The following is a 24,471-nucleotide window of genomic DNA, read 5'->3' as shown; positions in this document are numbered from 1 at the left end:
GTCCCGCGTGTGGGCGGCCGCGGCATACCCGGTGCGGGTCTGGCCGTGAATCTCCCACGGACGCAAGTCTGCTCGCCCCGCACGACGGTCGTCAGGGGCGAAGGTCCCGATGACCCCACCCCCGCTCGGACCCGCTCCGGTCGGGCGGCCCGATACGCTCGGACCTGGGACCGGATCTGCGAGCACCCGAATGCTCGCGCCGACGGGGTCCCGGTCGAGGAGCTGAGGTGACGGACCGCTCTGACTTCGAGGACCTCCAATCCAGCCTGATGGCCCTGGCCGGGCTGGTCAGCGGGACCACCGGCCTGGAGGGGCTGCTCGGGCAGGTGGCGTCCTTCGCGGCCCACGCGATCCCCGGGGCGGACGGCGCGGGAGTGACGCTGCTCCGGATGGAGGGGCCCGTCAACCGCATCGAGGCCCTGGCGACCAGCCACCCGTTCGTCGCCGAGATCGACGAGATCCAGTACGTCGTCCTCAACGAGGGGCCCTGCGTCACCGCCGCCCGCGAGCGCCGGACGGTGCGGTCGGGGTCGCTCGGTGGGGAGAAGCTGTGGCCCCGCTTCGGTCCGCGGGTGGGCCGGCTCGGGATCAACAGCGCCCTGGCCCTGCCCCTGCTGCTGCCCGGTCACATCGTCGGCGCGATCAACGTCTACGCCCGCGGCAAGAACGTCTTCGACGACCGGGCGGTCGCCATCGGCGAGCTCTTCGCCGCCCCGGCAGCGGTCGCCGTCCACAACGCCGGTGTCCTCGCGCAGGCGCTCGCCCTGACGACGCAGCTGCAGGCCGCCCTGGTCAGCCGGCCGGTGATCGACCAGGCCATCGGCGTCGTCCGCGCGCGCAGCGGGGCGACCAGCGAGGAGGCGTTCGCGCGCCTGCGCGAGATCAGCCAGCGGGAGCACACCAAGCTGGTGGACGTCGCGCAACAGCTCGTCGACGAGGCCGTGGGTCGGGCCCGGGCCCGGCACGGCGACACCCCCGCCACCTGACTCGGAGTCGAGCGCCACGAGTGCCCGCGGAGGCGTCGCCCCGACCGCGTGACCTTCGTCCCGGCCCGCGCTGCGACGACCGACCTACCGTGGGATCCATGTCCACCACTTCCACTTCCCCCACCGCGGCGGGCCGCGTCGTCGTCGGTGTCGACGGGTCGGAGCCGAGCCGCGTCGCGTTGCGCTGGGCGCAGTTCCTCGCGTCCGCCACGGGCAGCACGTTGCAGGTGGTCGCCGTCTGGCAGGCCACCACGTCGTTCGGGCTGATGGGCGCGGGCTGGGGCGCCCTCCCCCCCGACTGGAACCCTGCGCAGATCACGCGCGACGTCCTCGACTCCACGCTCGCCGACGTGTTCGGCGATCAGCGACCACCCGGCCTCGACGCCCGCGTCGAGCAGGGCAACACCGCGCAGGTCCTGCTCGAGCTCAGTGCCGACGCCCGGATGCTCGTCGTCGGGAGCCGCGGGCACGGCGGGTTTGCCAGCCTCCTGCTCGGATCGGTCAGCGCCGCCTGCACGGAGCACGCCACCTGCCCGGTCCTCGTCATCCACGGCACGACCCCACCCCCTTCTCGAACGGACGTGACCTCATGACCCCGCTCATCCTCGGCGTCGTGCTCCTCCTCGTGCTCATCGTCCTGGGGATGGCGGTCCGCATCGTCCAGCAGTACGAGGAGGGGGTGCTCTTCCGGCTCGGCCGAGTCGTCGGGGACCGGGGTCCGGGGCTGCGGCTGATCATCCCCTTCATCGACGTGCTGCACCGGGTGTCCCTGCGCATCGTCACCATGCCGATCCAGTCGCAGGGCATCATCACCCGCGACAACGTCAGCGTGGACGTGTCCGCGGTCGCATACTACAAGGTGGTCGACGCCGAGAAGTCGGTCGTCGCGATCGAGAACGTCCGCAGCGCGATCGACCAGATCGCTCAGACCACCCTGCGCAAGGTGGTCGGGCAGCACACCCTCGACCAGACCCTGTCGGAGACCGACAAGATCAACCTCGACATCCGCAAGATCCTCGACGTCACGACCGTCGACTGGGGGGTCGAGGTCACCCTGGTGGAGCTGAAGGACATCCAGCTCCCCGACAGCATGAAGCGAGCCCTGGCTCGACAGGCCGAGGCCGAGCGGGAGAAGCGCGCCAAGATCATCAACGCCGAGGGTGAGTCGCTCGCCGCGGCCGCGCTCGGAGAGGCCTCCGACACGATGATGGCCCACCCCCTCGCGCTGCAGCTGCGCAACCTCCAGAGCCTGGTCGAGATCGGGGTGGACAAGAACACCACCGTCGTCTTCCCCGCTCCGTTGATGTCCACCATCGCCGAGCTGGGCGCGTTCCTGGCCCGGGAGACGGCGGCAGCACGCGCTCCCATCGCCACCCCCGTGGCTCCTCCCACCGCCACTCCCGCCGCCGCACCGACCGCTGCGTCAGCCGCGTCCGCGCTGGTGACCGTCGGCACCAACGGCCACCAGTCACCCCCGGCCGACCTCACCGACATGGGCTGAGCCGCCTCACCGACCTGGGCTGAGCCGGGGACCTTCGCTCAGGCGACGGCCGGCTTGAGGTGCCCGTGCCCGTGCCCGTGCCCGTGCTCGTGCTCGTGCTCGTGCTCCGTGAGGGTGAGGTCCGTCAGGGTGTCGCGGGCGCTGTGTTCCACCAGGAGCGGGACGAAGTCGCGGATGGGCCCGGTCATCGACACGTATGCCGCCTGGACCACCCGGTGCACCACCGCCGGCCCCAGACCGGGGAACCTCGCGAGCAGCCGCTGCTGCACCCCCAGGAGGGACGTGGCCTCGTGGTCGCTGACCGTCTGCTCGCGACGATCCTGCGCTTCGTCATGCCCAGCGTCACGGACCATGACTCTCACCTTCCTCCGTCTCCGGCCGGAGGACAAGGCGGGGGTCGAGAGCGGCCGTGATCGCCATCGACGTCGGGACCTTTGGACCTGACTCGAAGGGTCGGTCGTAGCGCACGATGGAGGATGCCGACGACCCAGCATGCCGAGATCGAACGAAAGTTCGACGTGGCGCAGGCCACGGCCGTCCCTGACCTCCGCGGGGTCCACGGGATCGCCGGCCTCGGCGCTCCGACGACCTTTCGCCTCACCGCGGCATACCTGGACACTGCCGGCCTCGACCTGGCCCGACGCCACATCACCCTGCGCCGTCGCGAGGGTGGGGCCGATGCCGGGTGGCACCTCAAGGTCGAGAGCGGGCGCGACGAGCGGACCGAGCACCGTTGTCCCCTGGGGGTTTCGGAGTCGGTGCCCGAGGGTCTCAGCGACCTCATCAGGGGAGTCGTCCGTGACCGGCCGCTCGATCTCGTGGCCCGCCTGCACACGCGCCGCACCGAGACCCCCCTGCTCGACCGGGCCGGCGACGTCCTCGCGCTCCTGTGCGACGACGAGGTCGAGGCCGAGACCTACGCGCCCGATCCAACAACCGCTGGACGCGGGGACCCGGTCCACGAGTCCACGATGCGATGGCGCGAGTGGGAGATCGAGTTGGTCGGCGGCGACCGGTCCCTGCTCGCCGCTGCCGCTCGGGTCCTGCTCGCCGCCGGCGCGCACCCCGGCGTCTCGCCGTCCAAGCTCGCCCACGCCCTGGCCGACCGATTGCCTGAACCCGAGGCGCACGTCGCGCACGACCCGAAGACCATGTCGACCGCGGCCTTGCTGCGTCGGCGTCTCGTCCGCCAGCTGCTGGCGCTCGAGGTGCAGGATCGGGCGTTCCGCGCCGGGGAGCCGACGGCGGTCCACCAGATGCGGATCGCGACCCGACGTCTCCGGTCGGCTCTGGCGACCTTCGCGCCCGCGCTCCTCGACGGGACGACGGAGCGCTACCGCGAGGATCTGCGGTGGCTCGGACTCACGCTGGGTGCGGCACGAGACGCCGAGGTCCTCCACGCACGTCTCCGCGCCGAGCTGGCCACGCTGCCACCGGACGAGGTCGTCGGACCCGTCGCCGACCGGATCGACCGGAGCTTCGAGCAGGAGTATGCCGCGGGGAGACGGGAAGCGCTCGAGGCCTTGACGTCTCCGCGGTACTACCGGCTGCTCGACGACCTCGAGGCCTGTGCCCACGACCTGCCCATCGGCCCGTCCGGTGCCCACCGGGCGACCGAGACCGTCCCCGAGCTCCTGCGCCGGGACGCCGACCGGTTCACCCGAGCGGCCGCCCAGGTCGCGCACGCGACGGACCGGGCAGTGAGGGACACGGCCCTGCACGAGACCCGCAAGAAGGCGAAGCGGTTGCGCTACCTCGCCGAGACGGCGGTCCCGGTCTACGGAAAGCGGGCGAAGAGGGTCGTCCGGCGTGCCAAGCGCGTCCAGGAGACCCTGGGGATCCACCAGGACGCCGTCGTGGCACGAGAACGCCTCGCACACGTGGCTGCTCAGGCCAAGGAGGCTGGGGAGGACACCTCGACCTACGAGCGCCTCCAAGCGCTCGAGACCGCTGCCGCGCTCCGGGCCGAGGCGGCCTACGACGCGGTGCTGCCCGACCTCTACCGGGGCGCCCTGCCGCGCCTGTCCCGCGGCTGAGCCAGTCCTCCCGGCGAGCAGCACGGGACCTTGGGCTCTGGTGAGGGCACGCCCCGCCCACGATGCTCGAGACATGCCGTCAACCACCGCTCCCCTGTCGCGTCTCTCCGGCCACGTGGTGGCCGGGCTCGTGGACAACGGGTTGGCCGCCGCCGTGGCGAGGGCGGCGGTCGAGGAGGCCACCGCACGCCACGCCAAGATCACGTTCCTCCACGTCGTGCCCGACGGGTTGAGCTCGGCCGACCATGCCGTCGCCGCCGCCACCATGTTCCGAACTGTCCTGCGAGCCAACGGAGCCGGCGCCGTCGCGGTGGCCTGCACGTTCGAGACCGTGTCGGGCGACGCGGCAGAGGCACTCGTCGACAGCTGCGAGGACGCCGGCGTCCTGGTGGTCGGCGCCGACGACCTCGACGTCACGAACCACGTCGCCGACTACTGCACCGAGCACTGCGCCTGCCCCGTCCGCGTCGTGACCGATCCTGATCGCACCGGTCCCCCTCGCGCCGCCGGGTCGGCACCCAGCCCCACCACCCGCGCAACGGCCAGGAAGGCGTGACCAGGATGAACGGACACATCGTCGTCGGGGTGGATGGCTCGCCCAGCTCGGTCCGGGCCCTGTCGTGGGCCCTGGCCCAGGGCGTCCTCACCGGAGCCGAGGTCCGGGCGGTGATCGCCTGGGACTACCCGGCCGCCTATGGCGCGTATCCCATGAGCGACGACCTCGACTGGGCTGCCCTGGCCCGCAGCACGATGGACGAGGCGCTCGACGCGGCAGCGGGTGACACCGACAAGGTCTCCGTGAGCATCGTGCAGGGCAACGCCGCGCAGGTGCTCCTCGACGCGTCCTCGGGCGCCAACCTGCTCGTCGTCGGGAACCGGGGCCACGGCGGGTTCGTCGAGCTGCTGCTGGGATCAGTGAGTGAACGCGTCATCGCCCACGCCGCCTGCCCGGTCCTGGTGATGCGACCCAACCAGCCCTGACCAGCCCGTCCCGGCGATCGCTCGACCGGGACGAAAAGCCCAGAAGGTGTACCCTCAAACTGCTGGGAACCTCAGCATGTCCGAAACAGGGTCGGCTGTCCGCCGCCGGTCCCCAAGGAGCACTCGCTCCGCCTCGGACGCGCCGGTGATCATCTGTCCGTGAGGATCACCATGAATTCTCTGTCCTCCCGCCCCTCCCCTCGTGACTCGTCCCAGACCGGCGTCGAGGCTCGCTGCCACGCGCGGTTCCGCGAGGCGTTCGCGAAGATCGCGCAGAACCCGACCGATGGCCCCGAGGCTCCCTCCGCCGACACCGAGAAGCCGGCGGAGGCCCGCGCGGCCGTCGGCCAGCTCAGCTTCGAGGCGTGGATGGCCGGCAAGAGCATCCGGCCACCGGGTGACCGGCGCGAGATGGGTCCGCCCTTGCGGTGAGCCGCCGACCGAGCAGGTCGGTCAGCACCGCCAGGTCCGGGCACGTGTCGGGGTCGGCGCACAGCGAGACGGTGAGGCGACCGGCATACGAGAGCGCCGTGAACGAGACGGTCACGTTGCCCGAGGTCAGACTCAGGGGGACGATCGCGGTGATGGGGCATCCCGCGAGAGCGAGGGGCGAGTCGGGGCCACGGAGGTTGCTGACGAAGGTGTGGACGAGGTGCTGACGCATCGTGAACCACCGCATGAGTCCGACGGACGCCAGGACCCTGAACAGCGGGGCGAGGAGCGCGGTCGAGACGCCGGGGGGTGAGAGCTTTGCCGCGCGGGTGGCCGTGTGCACGTCCTGGAGGAGGGCGCGGGGGTCGCCCACGGTCCTGACGGCGATCGCGACGACACCGCTGTGGTTGCCGAGCTCCGTCGTGCTGGCGAGACGCCGGTCCGACACAGGCATCGAGACGGCGACCTCGTCCAGGTCCTCTCCGCGGGTCGCGAGCAGGTCGTGGAGGGCACCGGCGACGGCCAGCAGCAGGACGTCGTTGATGGTCGTGCCCTGCTCGTGGGCCGTGAGCGCGACCGCCCCGAGGTCCGTCTCGACGACCGCGAACCTCCGGCGCCGACCGGTCGGCTGGTTCAGGGACGACCGGCTCGCGTGGGTGATCGCGAGGGGACGAAGGAGCCGCAGGGCGCTCGACAGACGGCGAAGGGACGCCGGCAGGCCCGACAGTGACACGAGTCGACCCAGGGCAGCGTCCCGGGCGAGCCGGGCCCGCGAGGGAAGGACGCAGGAAGTATGCCGGGCTGGCCTCTCCCCGCTCTCCATAGCGGTCCGGTCCGCCAGGGCCGACAGGATCGCCAGACTCGCGACCCCGTCCGCGAGGACGTGGTGGTGGACGAGGACGACGGCGGCCCGGTCGGGTCCGACATCGGTGACGACCACTGCTCTCCAGAGCGGGCCGTCGCGGGGGAGGGGGCGGCATACCAGCTCCGCGGCGAGGGCGAGCAGGCCTTGCTCCCCACGAGGTTCAGGGCAGCGGATCGACTCGACCTGCCCCGACCCGTCGTCGTGGAGGTCGTCGCACCACAGCGGACGACCGCACCCCCAGGGCACCGACACCAGTCGCTGACCGAGACGCGGAACTCGACGGCTCCGCGCCACGATCGTCGCCACGACCCCTGCCGGTCCGAGTCCGGCCGAGCTGTCGAGCATCATGATCGCGCCGACCTGCATCGGCAGGGCACCTCGCTCCGACGCGAGCGACATGAGGTCGTCGCCGGAGACCCGGTCGATCATCGTGAAGCCGGCCGAGGCGGTGGCTAGGAGACGACGATGAGGTCGTTCGTGACCAGCGTGACTCCAGGAGTGGCCCACGCCGCATCGCCGGCCTCACGGAACTCGTTCCAGGAGTGGACGGTTCCCGAGAGCGTCAATGCGGTGCCGCTGCTGGTGACGTCGATGTTCCGAGCGTCCGTCAGGGCGCTCCGGACGAGAGCAGACTTGACGCTCGCCTTGGCGTCGACGGCGACGAAGGTCAGGTTGGGCTTGATCGAGATGTGGTTGTGGACCCCGGAGACGCCCGAGATCTCGCCCACGACATGGGCGGCCGCTTCACGCTGGTAGTTCCAGTGGACCTCGCCGGTGAGGGTGATCCAGCGGTCCTGCACCGTCGCCTTGACCGCACCGACGGGCACGACGGAGCTCGCCTTCAGCGCCGCGGTCGTGTCGCGGGCGACGTCGACGTCAGCACGCGTACCCCAGTTGTGTTTGACGAGGAGCTCGTCCGCGATCCCGGTGACGCCGTGGACACTCAGGGCGGCCTTGATCGCCGCGGTCTTCTCGGGATAGGTCAGGACCTCACCGGAGACGATGACGGCGCCGTCCGTGACGGACACCCCGATGTGGTTCGAGTTGACGTCGGGCGCCCACTCGAGGGCGCGGGTGATGGAGGCCTTGAGCTGGTGGTCGGTGTTGTGCTGTGTCTGGGTCATACCTTCATGCTGCTCGCCGGCCCGTCGGGGGCCAGAGTCCTTGGTCCCTGCCGCACGGTGTGCCCACCAGGGACCTTGGGCTCTGTTCCCCCGATGTCATCCCCGCCAGGCTCGAGGCTCGCGGCACTTTCTGCTGCACAGACTCCGAGACGTGGGGAAACGGCGCATGAGCACACAGGAGAACGACGCGGGCGGCGGGCGAAGGGTGGACCACGAGGTCACCTCCCACCGTCAACCAGCGGTCATGCTTGTTGTGGCCACCCTCGGGTTCGCCGTGAACTTCTGGGCCTGGGCCCTGCTGAGCCCGCTGGGTCCACGGTTCAAGGACATCCTGGGTCTCTCCGGGTCGCAACAAGCCCTGATCGTGGCCGTGCCCGTCATCGTGGGCTCGCTCGGCCGCATCCCCGTGGGGGCACTGACCGACCGGTTCGGCGGCAGGGCCATGTTCCCGTTGGTCTCTCTCGCGACGATCGTGCCGGTTCTGTTCGTGGGTCTTGCGGGGCAGACGTCCCTGACGGCTCTGTTGATCGGCGGCTTCTTCCTGGGCATCGGTGGCACCGCCTTTGCCGTGGGGGTGCCGTTGGTGAGCGCCTGGTTCCCTCCTGAGCGCCGAGGTCTCGCCCTGGGGGTCTTCGGGGCCGGGATGGGCGGGACGGCGATCAGCGCGCTGACCACCGTCACACTGGTCTCGTCGCACGGCCCTGCGACACCGTTCCTCATCACCGCAGTCGCCCTGGCCGTCTACTCGGTTGCTGCCTGGCTTCTGCTACGTGATGCCCCGGGCCGCACCCTGCCGACGGGAGGTCTGGGCGCCCGGCTCGTCGCGACGGCAAGGCTGTCCATCACGTGGCGGGCGTCCGTCCTCTACGCCGTGTCGTTCGGCGGCTATGTCGCGTTCTCGGTCTACCTCCCGGCCTACCTCAAGACGGCATACGGGCTCGAGCAGGCGGACGCCGCCAACCGGATGGCGGGTTTCGTCCTGGTGGCCGTCGTCCTCCGGCCGCTCGGTGGGTGGCTCTCGGACCGGTTCGGCCCGGTGCCGGTCCTCGCCACCACGTATGCCGTGGTCGCGCTCGGTGCCGCCGTCCAGGCCTTCACCCCACCACTGATGCCGGTAGGCACGCTGGCGTTCCTCGCGATGGCAGCAGCCCTGGGCGCCGGAAGCGGAGCGACGTTCGCCCTCGTCGCACGCGTGGCACCGCCGACGAAGGTCGGCGCGGTCACCGGTCTCGTGGGAGCGGCCGGCGGACTGGGCGGCTTCGTCCCACCCCTCGTCATGGGCTACGTCCACGGTCGCACCGGCTCCTACGGCCTGGGCCTGGGACTGCTCGCCGTGGTGTCGGCAGCCACCCTGCTGCTGACGGTCACCGTGGTCCGACGGGCGAGCGGATCCTCGGTCGATGACCTGTCAACAGCCAGCACGCCGGCGGCGCCAACACCAGTCGGGCAGACGTGATGTGCGAGTACTGCGGCTGCCAGCAGATCGACTCCATCGCCGAGCTCACCCGCGAGCACGATGCCATCGTGATCGCCGCCGGCGAGATCGGCCGACAGGTGGGCGCGGGGGAGCTCGACTCGGCAGCCATCACCAGTCGACTGATCGTCGAGCTCCTTCGTCCCCACACGTCCGTGGAGGAAGAGGGGCTCTTCCCGTGTCTGGCAGCAGACTTCCCCGATCACGTCGGTGTCCTGCGTGCCGAGCACCGCCAGATCGAAGCCGTCCTGGCCGAGAGTGCCTTCGGCGTCCCCGGGGACCCCTCGTGGCCTGCTCGGCTCCTGGCCACCCTCTACCTTCTGAGGGAGCACATCCTCAAGGAGCAGGACGGCCTCTTCCCGGCCGCTCTGGTCGCCCTCGACACCGACCAGTGGAAGCGCATCGACGAGATCAGGACCCGGGTGGGAAGCGCCCTTCCCCTCGTCCATCCCCACCGCGCCTGGCCGAACCACTGAAAAGAGGATCCCTGATGTCGAGGACGGACCCCCGAAAGACGCCCCCGCAGCTCGATGACCCGATCACCCAGGCGATGGTCGCGACCAGACGCTTCTTCACCCGGTCCGAGGTCTCCCCCGATCACCGTGCCCTGCACAAAGGTGGGCGGTCGCGAAGCCGACACCTTCTACCGGGACCGGTGGTCGCACGACAAGGTCGTCCGCTCCACCCACGGGGTGAACTGCACGGGATCCTGCTCGTGGAAGGTCTACGTCAAGGACGGCATCATCACCTGGGAGTCCCAGCAGACCGACTACCCGTCGGTCGGCCCGGACCGACCGGAGTACGAGCCCCGCGGGTGTCCCCGCGGTGCCGCCTTCTCTTGGTACACCTACTCCCCCACCCGGGTGCGCTACCCCTACGTCCGCGGGGTCCTCCTCGAGATGTACCGAGAAGCGAAGGCGCGGCTCGGTGACCCCGTCCTCGCGTGGGCGGACATCGTCGACGACCCGGCGCGGGCCGGGCGCTACAAGTCCGCCCGGGGCAAGGGCGGGCTCGTCCGCAGCTCCTGGGAGGAGGCGACGGAGATCGTCGCGGCCGCCCACGTCCACACGATCAAGCGCTGGGGACCGGACCGGGTCGCCGGGTTCTCCCCCATCCCGGCGATGTCGATGGTCTCCCACGCCTCGGGAGCCCGGTTCGTCAACCTCATCGGCGGCTCGATGCTCAGCTTCTACGACTGGTACGCCGACCTCCCCGTCGCATCGCCTCAGGTCTTCGGCGACCAGACCGACGTCCCGGAGTCCGGGGACTGGTGGGACGCCGGCTACCTGATCATGTGGGGCTCCAACCTCCCGGTCACCCGCACCCCGGACGCGCACTGGATGACCGAGGCCCGCTACCGGGGTCAGAAGGTCATCGCCGTCGCGCCGGACTACGCCGACAACGTCAAGTTCGCCGACGAGTGGCTCGCTCCGCGCCCCGGCACCGATGGCGCCTTGGCGATGGCCATGGGCCACGTGATCCTGACGGAGTTCTTCGTCAACAGGAACGTGCCCTACTTCACCGACTACGTCTCGCGCTTCACCGACCTGCCGTTCCTCATCAAGCTCGAGCCAGCCCACGAGCCGCCTGCTGACGGCCAGCAGGCATACGTATCAGGCAAGTTCCTCACGGCAGAAGACCTTGGCGGTGAAGAGGAGGCCAGCGAGAACGCGGCCTTCAAGACCGTGCTCCTCGACAGGGCGACCGGTGGCGCCGTCGTGCCGAACGGCTCGTTGGGTCACCGCTACGGGGATGCCGGGGTCGGGAGATGGAACCTCGACCTCGGTGACGTCGCGCCGATGCTGAGCGCTGCGGGCGGCGACCTGGCCCCGGTGCCGGTGCAGCTCCCGCGCTTCGACGACCCCACAGGGGCTGCCGCGGTGCTGACCCGCGGCGTGCCGGTCCGTCGGGTCAACGGGCACCTCGTCACGACGGTCTTCGACCTCATGCTCGCCCAGTACGGCGTGGGGCGAGACGGTATGCCGGGCCGCTGGCCCAGCGGGTACGACGACGCCATCGAGCCCTACACCCCGGCCTGGCAGGAGGCGGTCACGGGCGTCCCCGCTGCGGCTGCGGCGAGGATCGGCAGGGAGTTCGCGGCCAACGCGGAGGAGTCGCGAGGGCGCTCGATGATCATCATGGGCGCCGGGACGAACCACTGGTTCCACTCCGACACGATTTATCGCGCGTTCCTCACCCTGACCAACCTCACCGGCTGCCAGGGTGTCAACGGTGGCGGGTGGGCGCACTACGTCGGGCAGGAGAAGGTGCGACCGCTCACCGGATACACCCAGGTCGCCAACGCCCTGGACTGGTCCCGGCCACCGCGCAACATGATCCAGACCGCGTACTGGTACCTGCACTCCGACCAGTTCCGCTACGACAACTTCGGCGCCGACACCCTGGCGTCGGCGACCGCCGGCGGCCAGCTGGCGGGCAAGACGACGGCCGACGTCATCGCCCAGTCAGCGCGGATGGGCTGGATGCCGTCCTATCCGACCTTCGACCGCAACCCCTTGGACCTCGCCGACGAGGCCGCCGCGTCGGGGCGACCCGCGGGCGAGCACGTCGTCGAGGAGCTGAAGGCCGGCCGGCTGAGATTCGCGAGCGAGGACCCGGACTCCCCGGAGAACTTCCCTCGGGTCCTGACCATCTGGCGGGCCAACCTGCTCGGGTCGTCGGCCAAGGGGAACGAGTACTTCCTCAAGCACCTGCTCGGCACCGAGCACTCGGTCCGCGCCACCGAGACCCCCGAGGGGATGCGCCCGCGGGGCGTCCGCTGGCACGACGAGGCACCGACCGGCAAGCTCGACCTGCTCCTCACCCTGGACTTCCGGATGACGAGCACGACGATCTTCTCCGACGTCGTCCTTCCGGCCGCCACCTGGTACGAGAAGCACGATCTGAACACCACCGACATGCACCCGTTCGTCCACTCCTTCAACCCGGCCATCAACCCGCCCTGGCAGACCCGCACCGACTGGGATGCGTTCATGACCATCGGCAGGCGGTTCAGCGAGCTGGCCGGCCCGCATCTCGGCGTGCGTCGGGACGTGGTCGCCGTCCCCCTGACGCACGACACTCCCGATGCGCTCGCGAACCCCCACGGTGTCGTGGCCGACTGGAAGGCGGGCGAGTGCGAACCCGTCCCGGGGGTGTCGATGCCGAAGATCGTTGTCGTGGAACGCGACTACGCCGCCATCGGCGCCAAGATGGCCGCGTTGGGTCCGCTGATGGACACCCTCGGGGGGACGACCAAGGGGGTCACCTTCGAGCTGGGAGAGCAGGTCGACTACCTGCGGCACAAGAACGGCGCCGTGCGCGGCGGTGTCGCCGACGGGCGACCGTCGCTCGCCCGCGACGTCGACGCCTGCGAGGCCATCCTCGCGATGTCGGGCACGACGAACGGCCAGCTCGCCGCCCAGGGTTTCCGGACGCTGGAGAAACGGACCGGCGTCAGGCTGGCCGACCTGGCCGCCGAGCACGAGGGCAAGCAGATCACCTTCGCCGACACCCAAGGCCCTCCCGTCCCCGTCATCACCTCGCCCGAGTGGTCCGGGTCCGAGGCCGGCGGACGGCGCTACTCCCCCTTCACGATCAACGTCGAACGACTCAAGCCGTGGCACACCCTGACCGGGCGGATGAGCTTCTATCTCGACCACGACTGGATGACCGAGATGGGCGAAGCCCTCCCGGTCTACCGGCCGCCACTGAACATGCAGGCGCTGTTCGGGGAGCCGGCCGTCGGCGAGACCGGCGCACTGGGGATCGCCGTTCGCTACCTCACCCCGCACAGCAAGTGGTCGATCCACTCGGAGTACCAGGACAACCTGTTCATGCTCTCCCTCTCCCGGGGCGGCCAGACGATCTGGATGAGCAAGGAGGACGCGGCCAAGGTCGGCATCTCCGACAACGACTGGATCGAGGCGGTCAACCGCAACGGTGTCGTCGTCGCGCGGGCCATCGTCAGCCACCGGATGCCCGAGGGCACCGTCTACATGCACCACGCCCAGGACCGGTTGATCGACGTCCCCATCGCCGAGACCTCGGGCAGACGCGGCGGGATCCACAACTCCCTGACCCGACTGATGATCAAGCCGAGCCACCTCATCGGGGGCTACGCGCAGCTCTGCTTCGCCTTCAACTACCTCGGTCCGACCGGCAACCAACGCGACGAGATCACCATCATCCGCCGACGCTCCCAGGAGGTTCAGTACTGATGCCCACCAGGCGAACACGACAGCCGAACAGGGTCACCCGATGAGGCCGATGGCCCAGATGGCCATGGTGATGAACCTCGACAAGTGCATCGGCTGCCACACCTGCTCGGTGACCTGCAAGCAGGCGTGGACCAACCGCTCGGGCACCGAGTACGTCTGGTTCAACAACGTCGAGACCCGGCCCGGCCAGGGATACCCACGTCAGTACGAGGACCAGGAGAAGTGGAAGGGTGGCTGGACGCTCAACAAGCGGGGGAACCTCGCGCTCAAGGGCGGCGGCCGCGTCAGCAAGCTGCTGCACATCTTCTCCAACCCCAAGCTGCCGTCGATCCAGGACTACTACGAGCCGTGGACCTACAACTACTCCACCCTCACCGATGCGCCTGCGCAACAACACATCCCGGTGGCCCGACCGAAGTCCCTGATCACCGGCAACGACATGAAGATCACCTGGAGCGCCAACTGGGACGACGACCTCGGTGGGTCGATCGACCACGGCCACAAGGACGTGATGCTCAAGAACCTCGGTGACAAGGTCAAGTTCGAGTTCGAGCAGACCTTCATGTTCTACCTGCCCCGGATCTGCGAGCACTGCCTCAACCCGTCCTGTGTCGCCTCCTGCCCGTCGGGGGCGATCTACAAGCGCAGCGAGGACGGCATCGTCCTGGTCGACCAGGACCGGTGCCGCGGCTGGCGCATGTGCGTCTCGGGGTGCCCTTACAAGAAGATCTACTTCAACCACAAGACCGGCAAGGCCGAGAAGTGCACGTTCTGCTTCCCGCGCATCGAGGTGGGACAACCCACCGTGTGCGCCGAGACGTGCGTCGGACGCCTGCGCTACATCGGGCTGATGCTCTATGACGCGGACAAGGTGCTCGAGGCGGCTTCGACCGAGGACGACCACGACCTCTACGAGGCCCAGCGCGGGGTCTTCCTCGACCCCCTCGACCCCCACGTCATCCGGGAGTCCGAGCGGGCCGGGATCCCCCGCGACTGGATCCTCGCTGCCCAGCAGTCGCCGATCTGGGCGCTGATCAACACCTTTCGCGTGGCGTTGCCGCTGCACCCGGAATACCGGACGATGCCGATGGTCTGGTACATCCCGCCGCTGTCCCCGGTCGTCGACATCATCCGCGACACCGGTCACGACGCCGAGGACGGCCGGAACCTCTTCGCCGCGATCGAGGCGTTGCGCATCCCCGTCGAGTATCTCGCCGAGCTCTTCACGGCCGGCGACACGGCACCGGTCGAGTCGGTGCTGCGCAGGCTGGCCGCCATGCGCTCCTACATGCGGGAGATCACCATGGGCCGACCCGCAGACGAGTCCCTGGCGGCCGCCGTCGGCATGACCGGCGAGCAGGTCCAGGACATGTATCGCCTACTCGCCATTGCCAAGTATGACGAGAGGTATGTCATCCCGCCCGCCCACGCGGAGCAGGCCCACTCCCTGGAGGAGCTCGCGACCGAGTGCAGCCGGGACTTCGACCGCGGACCGGGGATGGGCGGGTCAGGACCCTTCGGCGAGGGCTCGGGGGCCCCGACACCCATCACGGTCGAGAACTTCCAGATGCTGCGCGACCGGCAGACCAGCGACACGGCATCAGCGACCACGAGCACCCACGGCCGGGTCAACCTCCTCAACTGGGACGGCCACGGCAAGCCCGCGGGTCTCTTCCCTGGCTCCGACGTGTCCCAGCCCGACCAGCCCGACCAGCCCGATTAGCCCGACCAGCCCGATCAGCCCGACCAGCCGACCAGCCCGACTTCGAGGCACGATCATGACGACCCACCCGCGGCCGCGCCTGGACGAGCGGCGACTGCGTCTGGCCTGGCAGAGCGCCTCCCTGCTGCTCGGCTACCCGGACGACGACCTCCTGCGGCTCGCGGGCCTCGTCCGCCAGGCGACCGACCAGCTGCCGCCCTCGGTCGCCGATCCCTTGCGCGCCTTCCTCGGCCACCTCGAGCACACGAGTCAGACCGAGCTGGCTCAGGCCTTCGTGTCCACCTTCGACCACCAGCGACGGTGCTGCCTCTACCTGACGTACTTCCAGCACGGCGACACGCGCAACCGCGGGGTCGCCCTGCTCCGGTTCAAGACGGCATACCGGGCCGCCGGGATGGAGCTGACCGACGCCGAGCTGCCCGACCACCTCAGCGTGCTGCTCGAGTTCGGGGCAACCGCCGACACCGGCGCGGCCTGGGACCTGCTCATGGACCACCGGGCCGGCCTGGAGCTGCTGCGCCTGGCTCTCACCGACCTCGGCTCCCCCTGGTCGAGCGTCGTCGAGGCGGTCTGCGCGACGCTTCCACCGCTGCGTGGCGATGACCGGAAGGCGGTGATGAAGCTCGCCGCCGAAGGGCCGCCGGCCGAGGAGGTCGGGCTGGCCCCGTTCGCGCCACCGGAGTACATGCCGGAGCCGCACCGAGCGGTCGCTCTCCCCCTGCCCACCTTCTCGCCGTCGATGCGCGGGGCTCGACGATGACCACCGGCGCCGAGGTCCTGTTGTGGGTGGTCGTCCCCTACGTCTGCCTGACCGTGTTCGTCGTCGGTCACCTGTGGCGCTACAGGTACGACAAGTTCGGCTGGACCACCCGCTCGTCCCAGGTCTACGAGAACCGCCTCCTGCGCCTCGGCAGCCCACTGTTCCACTTCGGCATCCTCTTCGTCCTCGCCGGCCACGTCATGGGCCTCGGGATCCCCAAGTCCTGGACCGAGTTCGTCGGCATCTCCGAGGGTCTCTACCACTTCATGGCGGTCAGCGTGGGCACCGTCGCCGGGGTCAGCACGGTGGTCGGCATGTCGATCCTGATCTACCGCCGTCGCACCGTCGGGCCTGTCTTCACGGCCACGACGAAGATGGACAAGACGATGTATGCCGTGCTGGCAACGGTCATCGTCCTCGGTCTGGTCAACACCGTGATCTCGAACGTCTTCGGTCACTACGACTATCGGGACGGGGTGTCGGTCTGGTTCCGCGGGATCTTCCGCTTCTCGTTGCACCCGGAGCTGATGGCGGCAGCGCCCATCGGGTTCCAGCTGCACGCCCTCGCCGCCTTCGCGCTCTTCGCCCTGTGGCCGTTCACCCGCCTCGTCCACGTCTTCAGCGCCCCGCTGGGCTACCTGACCCGGCCCTACATCGTCTACCGCAGCCGCGACGACCAGCTCGGCAGCCGGAAGCCGCGCCGCGGTTGGGAAAAAGTGAAGTGAGAGCACACGGACGGAGTCGCGGGAGGTCGCTCACCGCCCCAGCAGGGTCAGGGCCGCGTCGGTGACGGAGCCGGTGTCGATGCCGTGCAGCCGGTAGGCGTCGTCGAGGTCGGAGGACTGGCCGAACTCGGTCACCCCGAGGCAGCGGATCCGGTCGCCGCGCGCGCCGGCGAGGAACGACAGGGTGTGCGGGTGCCCGTCGAGGACGGTCACCAGCGGTGCCGGGTGGCGGGCGGGGAAGAGCTCCTCGAGGATGCTGCCGCCCGTCCCCGGGGTGCGTCGACCACTCTGCTGGAACGAGCGGAAGACGAGGTCCGGGCTGGTCAGGCAGACGACCCCGGCCCGGATGCCGAGCTCCGTGAGGGCGCGGGCCGAGGCGAGGACCTCCGGCATGATCGCGCCGACCCCGACGAGGGTGACCTCCTCGGACGACATCGGGTGCCGGGCCGGGAGCCGGTAGCCGCCGGCGACCGCCTGCTGACGACGTCGCTCCCGGAGGACCGGGTCCTCCGGCACCGCGGCGAGCTCCGGGTCGATCGGCCTCGTGGAGAGCCGGAAGTAGGACGACGTCCCGCCGACCACGCCGACCGTGCCCATCGCGTGCAGGAAGCACCACTCGAGGTCCTGCGCGAAGGCCGGCTCCCAGGCGACGCAGCCGGGCTGCTCGAGACCGATGGACGGAGTCGTGATCGACTGGTGCGCACCACCTTCCGGCGCGAGCGTGACCCCCGACGGGGTGCCGACGAGGATGGACTGGCCCCCGGCGTAGATGCCGTAGGACCACGGCTCGAGGGCCCGTGAGACGAAGGGGTCGTAGAGCGTCGCGATCGGGATGAGCCGCTCGCCCCAGCGTGACCATGTCGCCCCGAGCTCGCCCAGCAGCGAGACGAGATTGACCTCGGCGATGCCGAGCTCGATGTGCTGGCCGTTGCTGACCTCGTGCCAGCGCAGCACCCGCTCGGCGTCGTCGGCGAACCAGTCCCGCCGGTCCTCGACCGACCAGACGCCGGTCTTGTTGATCCAGCCGCCGAGGTTCGTCGAGGAGGCGACGTCGGGGCTGCAGGTCACGATCCGGGCCGCCGCCGAGGGTGCGTCGCGGGTGAGGTCGGCGAGCAGGCGACCGAGGGTGGCCTGCGTGGAGATCGTCTTGCGGTGCGAGTGCCCCAGGGAGGTCGGGACCGACACGGAGCCGGCAGGCGCGACCGGCTCGCGCCGGAGTGCTCGAGCGCGCCGGTCGCACAGCTGCCCGGCCGGCGTCCCGATGTCGAACCGCTGCCAGGGCGCCGCGGTATCCACGCGGCATACGGCAGCGAGCGCCTGCAGCTGCGGGCCGGTGAGCAGGGCGGAGTGGTTGTTGGGGTGGCCCTCGGTCGGCAGGCCGCGACCCTTCACCGTGTAGGCGAAGACGACGGTCGGCCGGTGGGTGTCGACGGCCTGGAAGGTGTCGACGAGGAGACCCAGGTCGTGCCCGCCCAGGTCGCGGACCGCGGCCGCCAACTCGCCCGCCGGGATGGAGGACAGCAGCCTCGACAGCTCGGCACTGACCTCACCGGTGCTGTCCCCACGGGTGCTGTCCCCACCGGTGCTGTCCCCACCGGCAAGGAGGCGCTGGGCGACCTGCGCAGGGTCGACGCGGAGCATCCGCTGATACTCCTCGTTGGGCATCGCCTCCAGCCGCGCCCGCAGCTCCGAGCCTCCTGGCCGCTCGAAGAGCTCACTGACGAGCCGACCCCACTTCAGGGTGACCACCTGCCAACCCGCCGCGGCGAACATGCCCTGCAGCCGCTGGATCTGGATGTCCGGCACCACCCGGTCGAGCGACTGCCGGTTGAGATCCACCACCCACAACAGCTCACCCAGCTTGGCGACCGCCGGGTCCGCGACCGCCTCCCAGATGGCCCCCTCGTCGAGCTCGGCGTCACCCAGCAGGCTGACGAACCGGCCGGCCGGTGGGGCGCTGGGGAACTGCGACGCGACGTAGCGGTGGGCCATCGCAGCCCACAGTGCCGCGGTGGCCCCGATGCCGACCGAGCCGGTGGAGAAGTCGACGGTGTCCGGGTCCTTCAGCCTCGACGGGTAGGACTGCAGTCCCCCCTTGGCGCGCAGGGTGGGCAGGTAGGACTCGTCGAGGTCGCCGAGCAGGTAGTTGATCGCGTGCAGGGCCGGGGACGCGTGGGGCTTGACCGAGACCCGGTCGAGGGGGGTCAGCTCGGCGAACCACAGCGCGACCATGATGTCGACCATCGACGCGCTCGAGGCCTGGTGGCCACCGACCTTGACGCCAGTTGCGTTGGGGCGCCCCGCGTTCGCCGCGTCGACGATCGCGGCGGACAGCCACAGCACGCGCTGGGCGATCTCGCGCAACACCCCGTCGTCGTGAGCTGCGCCGGTGCGGGAGGCGCCTGCGGCAGGGTCGGTGGTGGTGGTCATGCGCGGTCCTCAGCTGGGGTCGGTGGTGCTGGGGTCAGCAGGTGTCGGACGAGCCTGGCGGCTCAGCACGATCCTCCCGTATGCCGCGGGCGACCGCTGGCCCAGCCTGCCGCCAGCAGTGGTGGAGGGGACGTCAACTACTGTCGGACGGTGAGCCCCGGGCTGCAGGAGTGGGACGTGATCGTGGTCGGCGCCGGTCCGGCCGGAGCGACCGCCGCGCTGTCGGTGCTCACTCGGGAGCCCACGACGAGCGTCCTGCTGCTGGACCGCCATGACTTCCCTCGGGACAAGTGCTGTGGCGACGGGATCGCCTCCCAGGCGGTCGACGTCCTCGACGCCCTCGGCGCCCGGGACGTGGTCGAGGGCTGGACGCCGGTGCGCCACCTCAACCTCTCCCACGATCAGCGCCACGTCGAGGGACGGATGGCCCGTCCGACCTGGGTCATCCCCCGCACGGTCTTCGACGCCAACGTCGTCGCCCACGCCACCCGCGCCGGTGCGACCCTGCTCCGGCACCGCGTGCGCAGCGTCGGCGTCGGCGACAGCCACGGTCGGGTGGTCATCGACGACACCTTCTCGGCCAAGGTGGTGATCGGCGCCGACGGCGCGCAGTCCGTCGTCGGGGCCCAGGTCGGTGGCCCACCCCGCGGCCGCCGCGCCATCGCCCTCCGGGGATACGCGCCGACCCTGCCAGCCGTTCGGGGTCGCCAGGTCATCCGCTACGGCGTCCGCCAACAGCCCTCCTACGCCTGGGCGTTCGACCGAGGGGACGGCTGGTCCAACGTGGGCTACGGCGAGCTGGCCGACCCCTCCGCCGGTCTCACCCGCACGTTCTTCCTCGATGAGCTGGAGCGGCTGATCCCGGGTGCGGCCGAAGCGGGCACGTCCTGGCGCGCCCACCACCTCCCACTGTCGGGATGGGGCTGGGGCCGCGAGCAGCCTGAGGGCCGGATCCTGTTGGTGGGAGACGCTGCTGGGCTGATCAACCCGATGACGGGCGAGGGGATCTACTACGCCGTCGCCACCGGCTCCGCGGCCGGCCGTGCCGCGGCGCAGGCGCTGTCCGTGCGACGGCCCGAGCGGGCCGGGGCGCTGCACCGGGCGGCGGTGCGGACGCTGCTCAACAGTCACCTGCGGCATACCTGGACCGCCGCCCGCCTGTCCCGGAGCACGCGCGTCATCGAGGCCGGCATCGCCGCCGCCGCCCGCGACCAGCACGTCTTCGACGACCTCGTCGAGATCGGTCTCGGCGACGGGCGGATCACGCCCCGACTGGCCGCGGGTCTCGTCCGCGGGCTCGTCCGGCCCGGCTGAGGTCGGCCGGCGGGGGTTGGCGGGCGGCGGAGTTCAGATCGCCCAGCGGTGGGCCTTCACCAACGGGAGCCGGGCCCACATCCGGCCAAGACCCCACGTGGTGCCGGCGCAGGTGGCCGCGAGCACGATCAGGACCAGTGCCTCGGTGAGGTGCTCGTCGACGAAGGGGTCGGTGGAGCTGGTCGCTGCCCCGGTGCTGTCGAACCGAGCCAGCGGGTAGGTGGCGAGCCACATCCCGGCCAGCATCACCACCCCGGAGACGGCGGCGATGCGCATCGCGATCCCGGCCATCAGGGCGACACCGATGCCGAGCAGCCCCAGCATGAAGATCCAGTCGGCCCACCAGGTGCCCGCGATGGCGTGGGCGGTGGACTCGAACGGACCGACCGCAACGCCCTTGAGGAAGCCGTTGGTCGGTGACCCGCCGTGGATCCAGGCCTTGGCGGAGGGTGTGGCGTAGTTGAGGCCGAACGTCTTGTCCAGGAAGGCCCAGAGGAACAGGAACCCGGTGGATATCCGGAGTGCCGCGAGGGCCTTCCCGGCGGTCGAGGTCATCGGGGCCTCGGAGACGGGAGCGGTTGATTGGCGGGGGGTGATCGGTTTGATGGGCTGGTGGATGGTCATGGTTGCCTCCTGTGGCTGACACAGCCAGAGTCCCGCTCGCCGGGCCCATCCGCTGGGGACCAATGTCCCGACTTGTTCGCTGATGACCTCGGACGATCACCCCACGACAGGCCGCGAGGCTCGTCCGCGCGGTCAGCCGAACATACAAAGGGATCAACCGTGCCCGACTCACCCCGGTATGCCGGGCCGGCCACCACCTTCTGTATGTTCGACGGCGCACGGTCGCACGTCAGATTAGGTCAGGTCAGGTCAGGTCAGGTCGACGACGAGCGCGACAGCGAACGCGACGTAGAACAAGCCGGCCAGGGTGAGGGTGGCGGCAGTGATCCGGTTGCCACGGAAGAGGACCAGCAGGTACACGACCACGGCGAGGGTGGTGACGCCGGAGAGCAGCGCGGGGGTGTCGAAGAGCCACGGGGTGCCCAGCAGGCCGATGCCGGACGGGACGGTGGCCTGGATCATCATCGCGCCGGAGATGTTGGCCAGGGCGAGGCGGGTCTTGCCCTGCCGGACCCAGATGATGGCGTTGAGCACCTCCGGGAGCTCGGTCGCGATCGGGGACAGCAGCAGCGCGGTGACGAGGGGGGACAGGCCGAGGGCCGGCCCGGCCCATTCGAGCTGGGCCACGAACAGGCGGGAGGCGCCGAAGATCACCGCGACGGTGGCCAGCGTCTGCAGGACGACCGCCCAGGTCGCCGGGTCGGTGCGGCGCGGCTGCAGCTTCAACGGATCGAGGTCCTCGTGCGAGGCCTTCTCCCCGTCGGCGCTCATCTCGCGCCAGAAGTAGACGGCATACGCAGCGAAGAACAGCAGGCCCAGCCAGGGCTTGAACGCGAAGGCCACCACCCCGAGCGCGACCTTGACGACGAAGATGGCGATGAACCAGGTCTGGTCGCGCGCCAGCCGGCCGATGTCGGCGGCATCGAGCCCCTCGATCTGCGAGCCGCCGCCAACGCTCGACCCAGCCGCGCGGGAGGGAGCGGTCGACCCGCCCGCGGTCTGCCGGGCGCGTCGGCGCAGCAGCATGAAACCCGTGACCCCGTAGGCGATGGTGCCGACCACCAGGGGCCCACCCAGTGCCGCGCCCACGGCGATGTCGTCCGTCGCGCGACTGCCGCCGAACAGGACCGCGACCAGGGTGACCACGCTCTCGGGCAGCGCGGTGCCGACCGCCGCGAGGACCGAGCCGACGGCGATCGAGCCGACCTGCATCCGTGCGCCGAGCCACTCGACGGCGTTGATGAACCACTCGCAGGCCAGGTAGATCACCACGGCACACCCCAGCAGCAGCAGGATGTGGACCATCAGCGGCCTCCCTCTCGTCGTCGGTCGTCGTCGGGTCGTGGTCGGTCGTCGTCGGTCGTGGTCGGTCGTTGTGCGCGTTGCACCTCGTGCACAGCCGTGAGCGCCGACGACGACGTACCTGCCCGGGCACCACCCACCCGAGCTCGACGACCGCGTCTGCCTGCGTGACGATCTCCGCGCGCTCACCTACCCGCAGACGGCCCGCGAGGTCGAGCCGCCGCCGGACAGCGTTGTCGGCGCGGTGCGGTGCCCGGCCAGGTCGTCGCCGTGATGCTACCCAACCGGGTCGAGCCGATCCTCACCCTGTATGCCGCGTCACGGCTGGGAGCCGCGGCCACACCGATCGGCCCGAGCTCCACCGCGTCCGAGGCAGGTCGGGCTCCACGCGGCGGAGCCGTGCCGCCGCCCAGGAGGCGGCGACCCTCGGCAGCAGCCGCACTCGCAGCGGGGGATACGGTGCGCAAGGATGACGGCATGAGCACAGCGGTCGTGGTCGGGAGCGGGCCCAACGGGCTCGCTGCCGCCATCCGGCTGGCCCAGTCGGGGGTGCAGGTGCGGGTGCTCGAGGCCGCCGACCAGGTCGGCGGCGGTGTGCGCTCCACCGAGAAGATCGTGCCGGGCCTCCTGGTCGACGACTGCTCGGCCTTCCATCCCACCGGCGCCGGGTCCCCGTTCCTGCAGAGCCTGCCGCTCGACGAGCACGGGCTGCGGTGGGCCGAGCCCGCCGTCCAGCTCGTCCACCCGCTCGACGGCGGGCGGGCCGGTGCGCTGTGGCGTTCCGTCGACCGCACGGTGGCCGAGATGGGGCCGGACGGGGCGGCGTGGCGGCGCATTCTGGGCCGGACGGCCGCGCACTTCGACGCGATCGCCGCGGAGGTGTTCCGGCCGATCCTGCACGTCCCGCGGCACCTGCTGGCGTTCGCCGAGTTCGGGCTGCAGACCCTGCCCCCGGCGTCGTGGACGGTCCGCCAGTGGTCGCGCCCGGAGACCAGGGCGCTGTTCGGCGGGGTGGCTGCGCACTCCTTCGCCCCGCTGACCGAACCGCTGTCCAGCTCCGTCGGCCTGCTGCTCGCCGCGGCGGGACACGCCTACGGCTGGCCCGTCGCGGTCGGCGGGTCACAGGCGATCGCGGACGCGATGGTCTCCCTGCTCACGTCCCTCGGCGGGACCGTGGAGACCGGGGTGCACGTCACCGATCTCGACGAGCTGGGCTCTCCCGACGTGACGCTGCTCTCGGTCTCCCCGCTGGGCGCCCTGTCGATCGCGGGCCGCCGGATGCCCGACCGCGTGGCCCGGGCCTACCGCCACTACCGCTACGGGCCGGCCGCCTTCAAGGTGGACTACGCGGTCGAGGGTCACGTCCCCTGGACCAACGAGCACGCCTGCTCCGCCGGCACCCTGCACCTGGGGGGCACGTTCGAGGAGATCGCCGACGCGGAAGCGCAGACCAACCGGGGCCGGATGCCACAGCGACCGTTCGTGCTGATGGGCCAGCAGTACCTCGCCGACCCCTCGCGCAGCGCCGGCTCGATCAACCCCGTCTACGCGTACGCCCATGTCCCCCATGGCTATCCGGGCGACGCGACCGAGGCGATCACCGCCCAGATCGAGCGGTTCGCCCCCGGGTTCCGCGACCGGGTGGTCGGGACGGCGGTGCGGTCCACGACCGACCTCGCCCGCTACAACCCCAACTACGTGGGCGGGGACATCGGGGTCGGCGCCAACGACGTGCCCCAGGTGGTCCTGCGCCCCCGCCTCGCCCTCGACCCCTACGCCACCGGCATACCGGGTGTGTATCTCTGCTCGTCGGCGACCCCGCCCGGTGCGGGTGTGCACGGGATGTGCGGCTTCAACGCTGCGGGCTCCGCCCTGCGTCATCTCGCCAGAGGTTAGCCGGCGGCCGGGGTTTCCCTGCTGTGGTCGTGGTCTGGCGTCGAGGTCGTGGTGTGCACACCACGACCTCAGCGCCAG

Annotated in this window: 20 protein-coding genes and 1 pseudogene; 15 read left to right on the top strand and 6 right to left on the bottom strand. The window is 70.6% G+C overall.

Annotated features, from left to right (window positions below):
- Nucleotides 1-227 precede the first annotated feature (227 nt).
- The 3 genes from Q0R63_RS14280 to Q0R63_RS14270 all read left to right on the top strand — a co-directional run bounded on the left by Q0R63_RS14280 (nucleotide 228) and on the right by Q0R63_RS14270 (nucleotide 2,487).
- Nucleotides 228-986: a GAF and ANTAR domain-containing protein gene (locus tag Q0R63_RS14280; protein ID WP_295698546.1), complete on the top strand. Its 759-nt coding sequence runs from the start codon at nucleotides 228-230 to the stop codon at nucleotides 984-986.
- 98 nt (nucleotides 987-1,084) lie between these two features.
- Nucleotides 1,085-1,579, top strand: coding sequence for a universal stress protein (locus Q0R63_RS14275; RefSeq protein WP_295698543.1), 495 nt, complete (start codon nucleotides 1,085-1,087; stop codon nucleotides 1,577-1,579).
- The gene (locus Q0R63_RS14270) at nucleotides 1,576-2,487 is read left to right on the top strand and encodes a slipin family protein (RefSeq protein ID WP_295698542.1); all 912 of its coding nucleotides are present in this window, start codon (nucleotides 1,576-1,578) and stop codon (nucleotides 2,485-2,487) included. The genes Q0R63_RS14275 and Q0R63_RS14270 overlap by 4 nt, the downstream gene beginning before the upstream one ends.
- Nucleotides 2,488-2,525: 38 nt before the next feature.
- On the opposite strand, the gene Q0R63_RS14265 is transcribed toward Q0R63_RS14270, so the two are convergent.
- Nucleotides 2,526-2,840 (bottom strand): three-helix bundle dimerization domain-containing protein, encoded by a 315-nt coding sequence (locus Q0R63_RS14265; protein ID WP_295698539.1) that lies wholly within the window; start codon nucleotides 2,838-2,840, stop codon nucleotides 2,526-2,528.
- 123 nt (nucleotides 2,841-2,963) lie between these two features.
- On the opposite strand from Q0R63_RS14265, the gene Q0R63_RS14260 reads away from it, so the two are divergent.
- The 4 genes from Q0R63_RS14260 (at nucleotide 2,964) to Q0R63_RS14245 (ending at nucleotide 5,936) form a co-directional block, all read left to right on the top strand.
- Complete coding sequence (locus tag Q0R63_RS14260) at nucleotides 2,964-4,523, top strand: CYTH and CHAD domain-containing protein (protein ID WP_295698537.1); 1,560 nt, start codon at nucleotides 2,964-2,966, stop codon at nucleotides 4,521-4,523.
- A gap of 73 nt (nucleotides 4,524-4,596) precedes the next feature.
- Entirely contained in the window at nucleotides 4,597-5,079 is a 483-nt protein-coding gene (locus tag Q0R63_RS14255; protein WP_295698534.1) for a hypothetical protein, read from the top strand.
- 5 nt (nucleotides 5,080-5,084) lie between these two features.
- Nucleotides 5,085-5,504: a universal stress protein gene (locus Q0R63_RS14250; RefSeq protein ID WP_295698531.1), complete on the top strand. Its 420-nt coding sequence runs from the start codon at nucleotides 5,085-5,087 to the stop codon at nucleotides 5,502-5,504.
- 159 nt (nucleotides 5,505-5,663) lie between these two features.
- Nucleotides 5,664-5,936 carry a hypothetical protein gene (locus Q0R63_RS14245; RefSeq protein WP_295698529.1) on the top strand — a complete coding sequence of 91 codons (273 nt, stop codon included), beginning with the start codon at nucleotides 5,664-5,666 and terminating at the stop codon, nucleotides 5,934-5,936.
- Here the strand turns inward: Q0R63_RS14245 and Q0R63_RS14240 are convergent.
- Both Q0R63_RS14240 and Q0R63_RS14235 read right to left on the bottom strand, forming a co-directional pair.
- Nucleotides 5,857-7,230, bottom strand: a complete 1,374-nt coding sequence (locus Q0R63_RS14240; protein WP_295698527.1) for a wax ester/triacylglycerol synthase domain-containing protein — start codon at nucleotides 7,228-7,230, stop codon at nucleotides 5,857-5,859. The two genes, Q0R63_RS14245 and Q0R63_RS14240, sit on opposite strands and share 80 nt — an antisense overlap.
- A gap of 23 nt (nucleotides 7,231-7,253) precedes the next feature.
- Entirely contained in the window at nucleotides 7,254-7,925 is a 672-nt protein-coding gene (locus Q0R63_RS14235) for a BON domain-containing protein (protein WP_295698524.1), read from the bottom strand.
- A gap of 166 nt (nucleotides 7,926-8,091) precedes the next feature.
- On the opposite strand from Q0R63_RS14235, the gene Q0R63_RS14230 reads away from it, so the two are divergent.
- From Q0R63_RS14230 to narI, 6 genes and pseudogenes are all read left to right on the top strand, one after another.
- A complete protein-coding gene (locus Q0R63_RS14230) occupies nucleotides 8,092-9,381 on the top strand; it encodes a NarK/NasA family nitrate transporter (protein ID WP_295698521.1) in 1,290 nt (429 codons plus the stop codon).
- Nucleotides 9,381-9,875, top strand: a complete 495-nt coding sequence (locus Q0R63_RS14225) for a hemerythrin domain-containing protein (RefSeq protein WP_295698518.1) — start codon at nucleotides 9,381-9,383, stop codon at nucleotides 9,873-9,875. Before Q0R63_RS14230 ends, Q0R63_RS14225 begins: the two co-directional genes overlap by 1 nt.
- Before the next feature lie 14 nt (nucleotides 9,876-9,889).
- Nucleotides 9,890-13,619 (top strand): annotated as a pseudogene (locus tag Q0R63_RS14220) (nitrate reductase subunit alpha).
- A gap of 40 nt (nucleotides 13,620-13,659) precedes the next feature.
- A complete protein-coding gene (gene narH, locus Q0R63_RS14215) occupies nucleotides 13,660-15,342 on the top strand; it encodes a nitrate reductase subunit beta (protein WP_295698515.1) in 1,683 nt (560 codons plus the stop codon).
- Between the two features lie 55 nt (nucleotides 15,343-15,397).
- The gene (gene narJ / locus Q0R63_RS14210) at nucleotides 15,398-16,102 is read left to right on the top strand and encodes a nitrate reductase molybdenum cofactor assembly chaperone (RefSeq protein WP_295698508.1); all 705 of its coding nucleotides are present in this window, start codon (nucleotides 15,398-15,400) and stop codon (nucleotides 16,100-16,102) included.
- Nucleotides 16,099-16,827: a respiratory nitrate reductase subunit gamma gene (gene narI / locus Q0R63_RS14205; RefSeq protein WP_295698505.1), complete on the top strand. Its 729-nt coding sequence runs from the start codon at nucleotides 16,099-16,101 to the stop codon at nucleotides 16,825-16,827. The genes narJ and narI overlap by 4 nt, the downstream gene beginning before the upstream one ends.
- 30 nt (nucleotides 16,828-16,857) lie before the next feature.
- On the opposite strand, the gene Q0R63_RS14200 is transcribed toward narI, so the two are convergent.
- Nucleotides 16,858-19,257: a 1-deoxy-D-xylulose-5-phosphate synthase N-terminal domain-containing protein gene (locus Q0R63_RS14200; RefSeq protein ID WP_295698502.1), complete on the bottom strand. Its 2,400-nt coding sequence runs from the start codon at nucleotides 19,255-19,257 to the stop codon at nucleotides 16,858-16,860.
- 150 nt (nucleotides 19,258-19,407) lie between these two features.
- Between Q0R63_RS14200 and Q0R63_RS14195 the strand changes: the two genes are divergently transcribed.
- Complete coding sequence (locus Q0R63_RS14195) at nucleotides 19,408-20,571, top strand: geranylgeranyl reductase family protein (protein WP_295698500.1); 1,164 nt, start codon at nucleotides 19,408-19,410, stop codon at nucleotides 20,569-20,571.
- A 33-nt stretch (nucleotides 20,572-20,604) separates the two neighbouring features.
- Here Q0R63_RS14195 and Q0R63_RS14190 read toward each other — a convergent pair whose 3' ends face one another.
- On the bottom strand, nucleotides 20,605-21,195 hold the full coding sequence (locus tag Q0R63_RS14190) for a DoxX family membrane protein (protein WP_295698497.1): 591 nt from the start codon (nucleotides 21,193-21,195) through the stop codon (nucleotides 20,605-20,607).
- A 249-nt stretch (nucleotides 21,196-21,444) separates the two neighbouring features.
- Nucleotides 21,445-22,500 carry a hypothetical protein gene (locus Q0R63_RS14185; RefSeq protein ID WP_295698495.1) on the bottom strand — a complete coding sequence of 352 codons (1,056 nt, stop codon included), beginning with the start codon at nucleotides 22,498-22,500 and terminating at the stop codon, nucleotides 21,445-21,447.
- Nucleotides 22,501-22,974: 474 nt separating this feature from the next.
- On the opposite strand from Q0R63_RS14185, the gene Q0R63_RS14180 reads away from it, so the two are divergent.
- On the top strand, nucleotides 22,975-24,393 hold the full coding sequence (locus tag Q0R63_RS14180) for an NAD(P)/FAD-dependent oxidoreductase (protein WP_295698492.1): 1,419 nt from the start codon (nucleotides 22,975-22,977) through the stop codon (nucleotides 24,391-24,393).
- Nucleotides 24,394-24,471 lie beyond the last annotated feature (78 nt).

The organism is Lapillicoccus sp. (genome assembly GCF_025353065.1).
Lineage (GTDB): Bacteria > Actinomycetota > Actinomycetes > Actinomycetales > Dermatophilaceae > Lapillicoccus.
The sequence above is the reverse complement of the archived record's forward strand: the minus strand, read 5'-3'. Positions and strand labels throughout refer to the sequence as shown.

What these genes read in the sequence shown, in the direction of transcription:
- Q0R63_RS14275 (WP_295698543.1), top strand. Translation starts at nt 1,085, where the DNA reads ATGTCCACCACTTCCACTTCCCCCACCGCGGCGGGCCGCGTCGTCGTC.
- Q0R63_RS14270 (WP_295698542.1), top strand. Translation starts at nt 1,576, where the DNA reads ATGACCCCGCTCATCCTCGGCGTCGTGCTCCTCCTCGTGCTCATCGTC.
- Q0R63_RS14265 (WP_295698539.1), bottom strand. Translation starts at nt 2,840, where the DNA reads ATGGTCCGTGACGCTGGGCATGACGAAGCGCAGGATCGTCGCGAGCAG.
- Q0R63_RS14260 (WP_295698537.1), top strand. Translation starts at nt 2,964, where the DNA reads ATGCCGACGACCCAGCATGCCGAGATCGAACGAAAGTTCGACGTGGCG.
- Q0R63_RS14255 (WP_295698534.1), top strand. Translation starts at nt 4,597, where the DNA reads ATGCCGTCAACCACCGCTCCCCTGTCGCGTCTCTCCGGCCACGTGGTG.
- Q0R63_RS14250 (WP_295698531.1), top strand. Translation starts at nt 5,085, where the DNA reads ATGAACGGACACATCGTCGTCGGGGTGGATGGCTCGCCCAGCTCGGTC.
- Q0R63_RS14240 (WP_295698527.1), bottom strand. Translation starts at nt 7,230, where the DNA reads ATGATCGACCGGGTCTCCGGCGACGACCTCATGTCGCTCGCGTCGGAG.
- Q0R63_RS14235 (WP_295698524.1), bottom strand. Translation starts at nt 7,925, where the DNA reads ATGACCCAGACACAGCACAACACCGACCACCAGCTCAAGGCCTCCATC.
- Q0R63_RS14230 (WP_295698521.1), top strand. Translation starts at nt 8,092, where the DNA reads ATGAGCACACAGGAGAACGACGCGGGCGGCGGGCGAAGGGTGGACCAC.
- Q0R63_RS14225 (WP_295698518.1), top strand. Translation starts at nt 9,381, where the DNA reads ATGTGCGAGTACTGCGGCTGCCAGCAGATCGACTCCATCGCCGAGCTC.
- narH (WP_295698515.1), top strand. Translation starts at nt 13,660, where the DNA reads ATGAGGCCGATGGCCCAGATGGCCATGGTGATGAACCTCGACAAGTGC.
- narJ (WP_295698508.1), top strand. Translation starts at nt 15,398, where the DNA reads ATGACGACCCACCCGCGGCCGCGCCTGGACGAGCGGCGACTGCGTCTG.
- narI (WP_295698505.1), top strand. Translation starts at nt 16,099, where the DNA reads ATGACCACCGGCGCCGAGGTCCTGTTGTGGGTGGTCGTCCCCTACGTC.
- Q0R63_RS14200 (WP_295698502.1), bottom strand. Translation starts at nt 19,257, where the DNA reads ATGACCACCACCACCGACCCTGCCGCAGGCGCCTCCCGCACCGGCGCA.
- Q0R63_RS14190 (WP_295698497.1), bottom strand. Translation starts at nt 21,195, where the DNA reads ATGACCATCCACCAGCCCATCAAACCGATCACCCCCCGCCAATCAACC.
- Q0R63_RS14185 (WP_295698495.1), bottom strand. Translation starts at nt 22,500, where the DNA reads ATGGTCCACATCCTGCTGCTGCTGGGGTGTGCCGTGGTGATCTACCTG.
- Q0R63_RS14180 (WP_295698492.1), top strand. Translation starts at nt 22,975, where the DNA reads ATGAGCACAGCGGTCGTGGTCGGGAGCGGGCCCAACGGGCTCGCTGCC.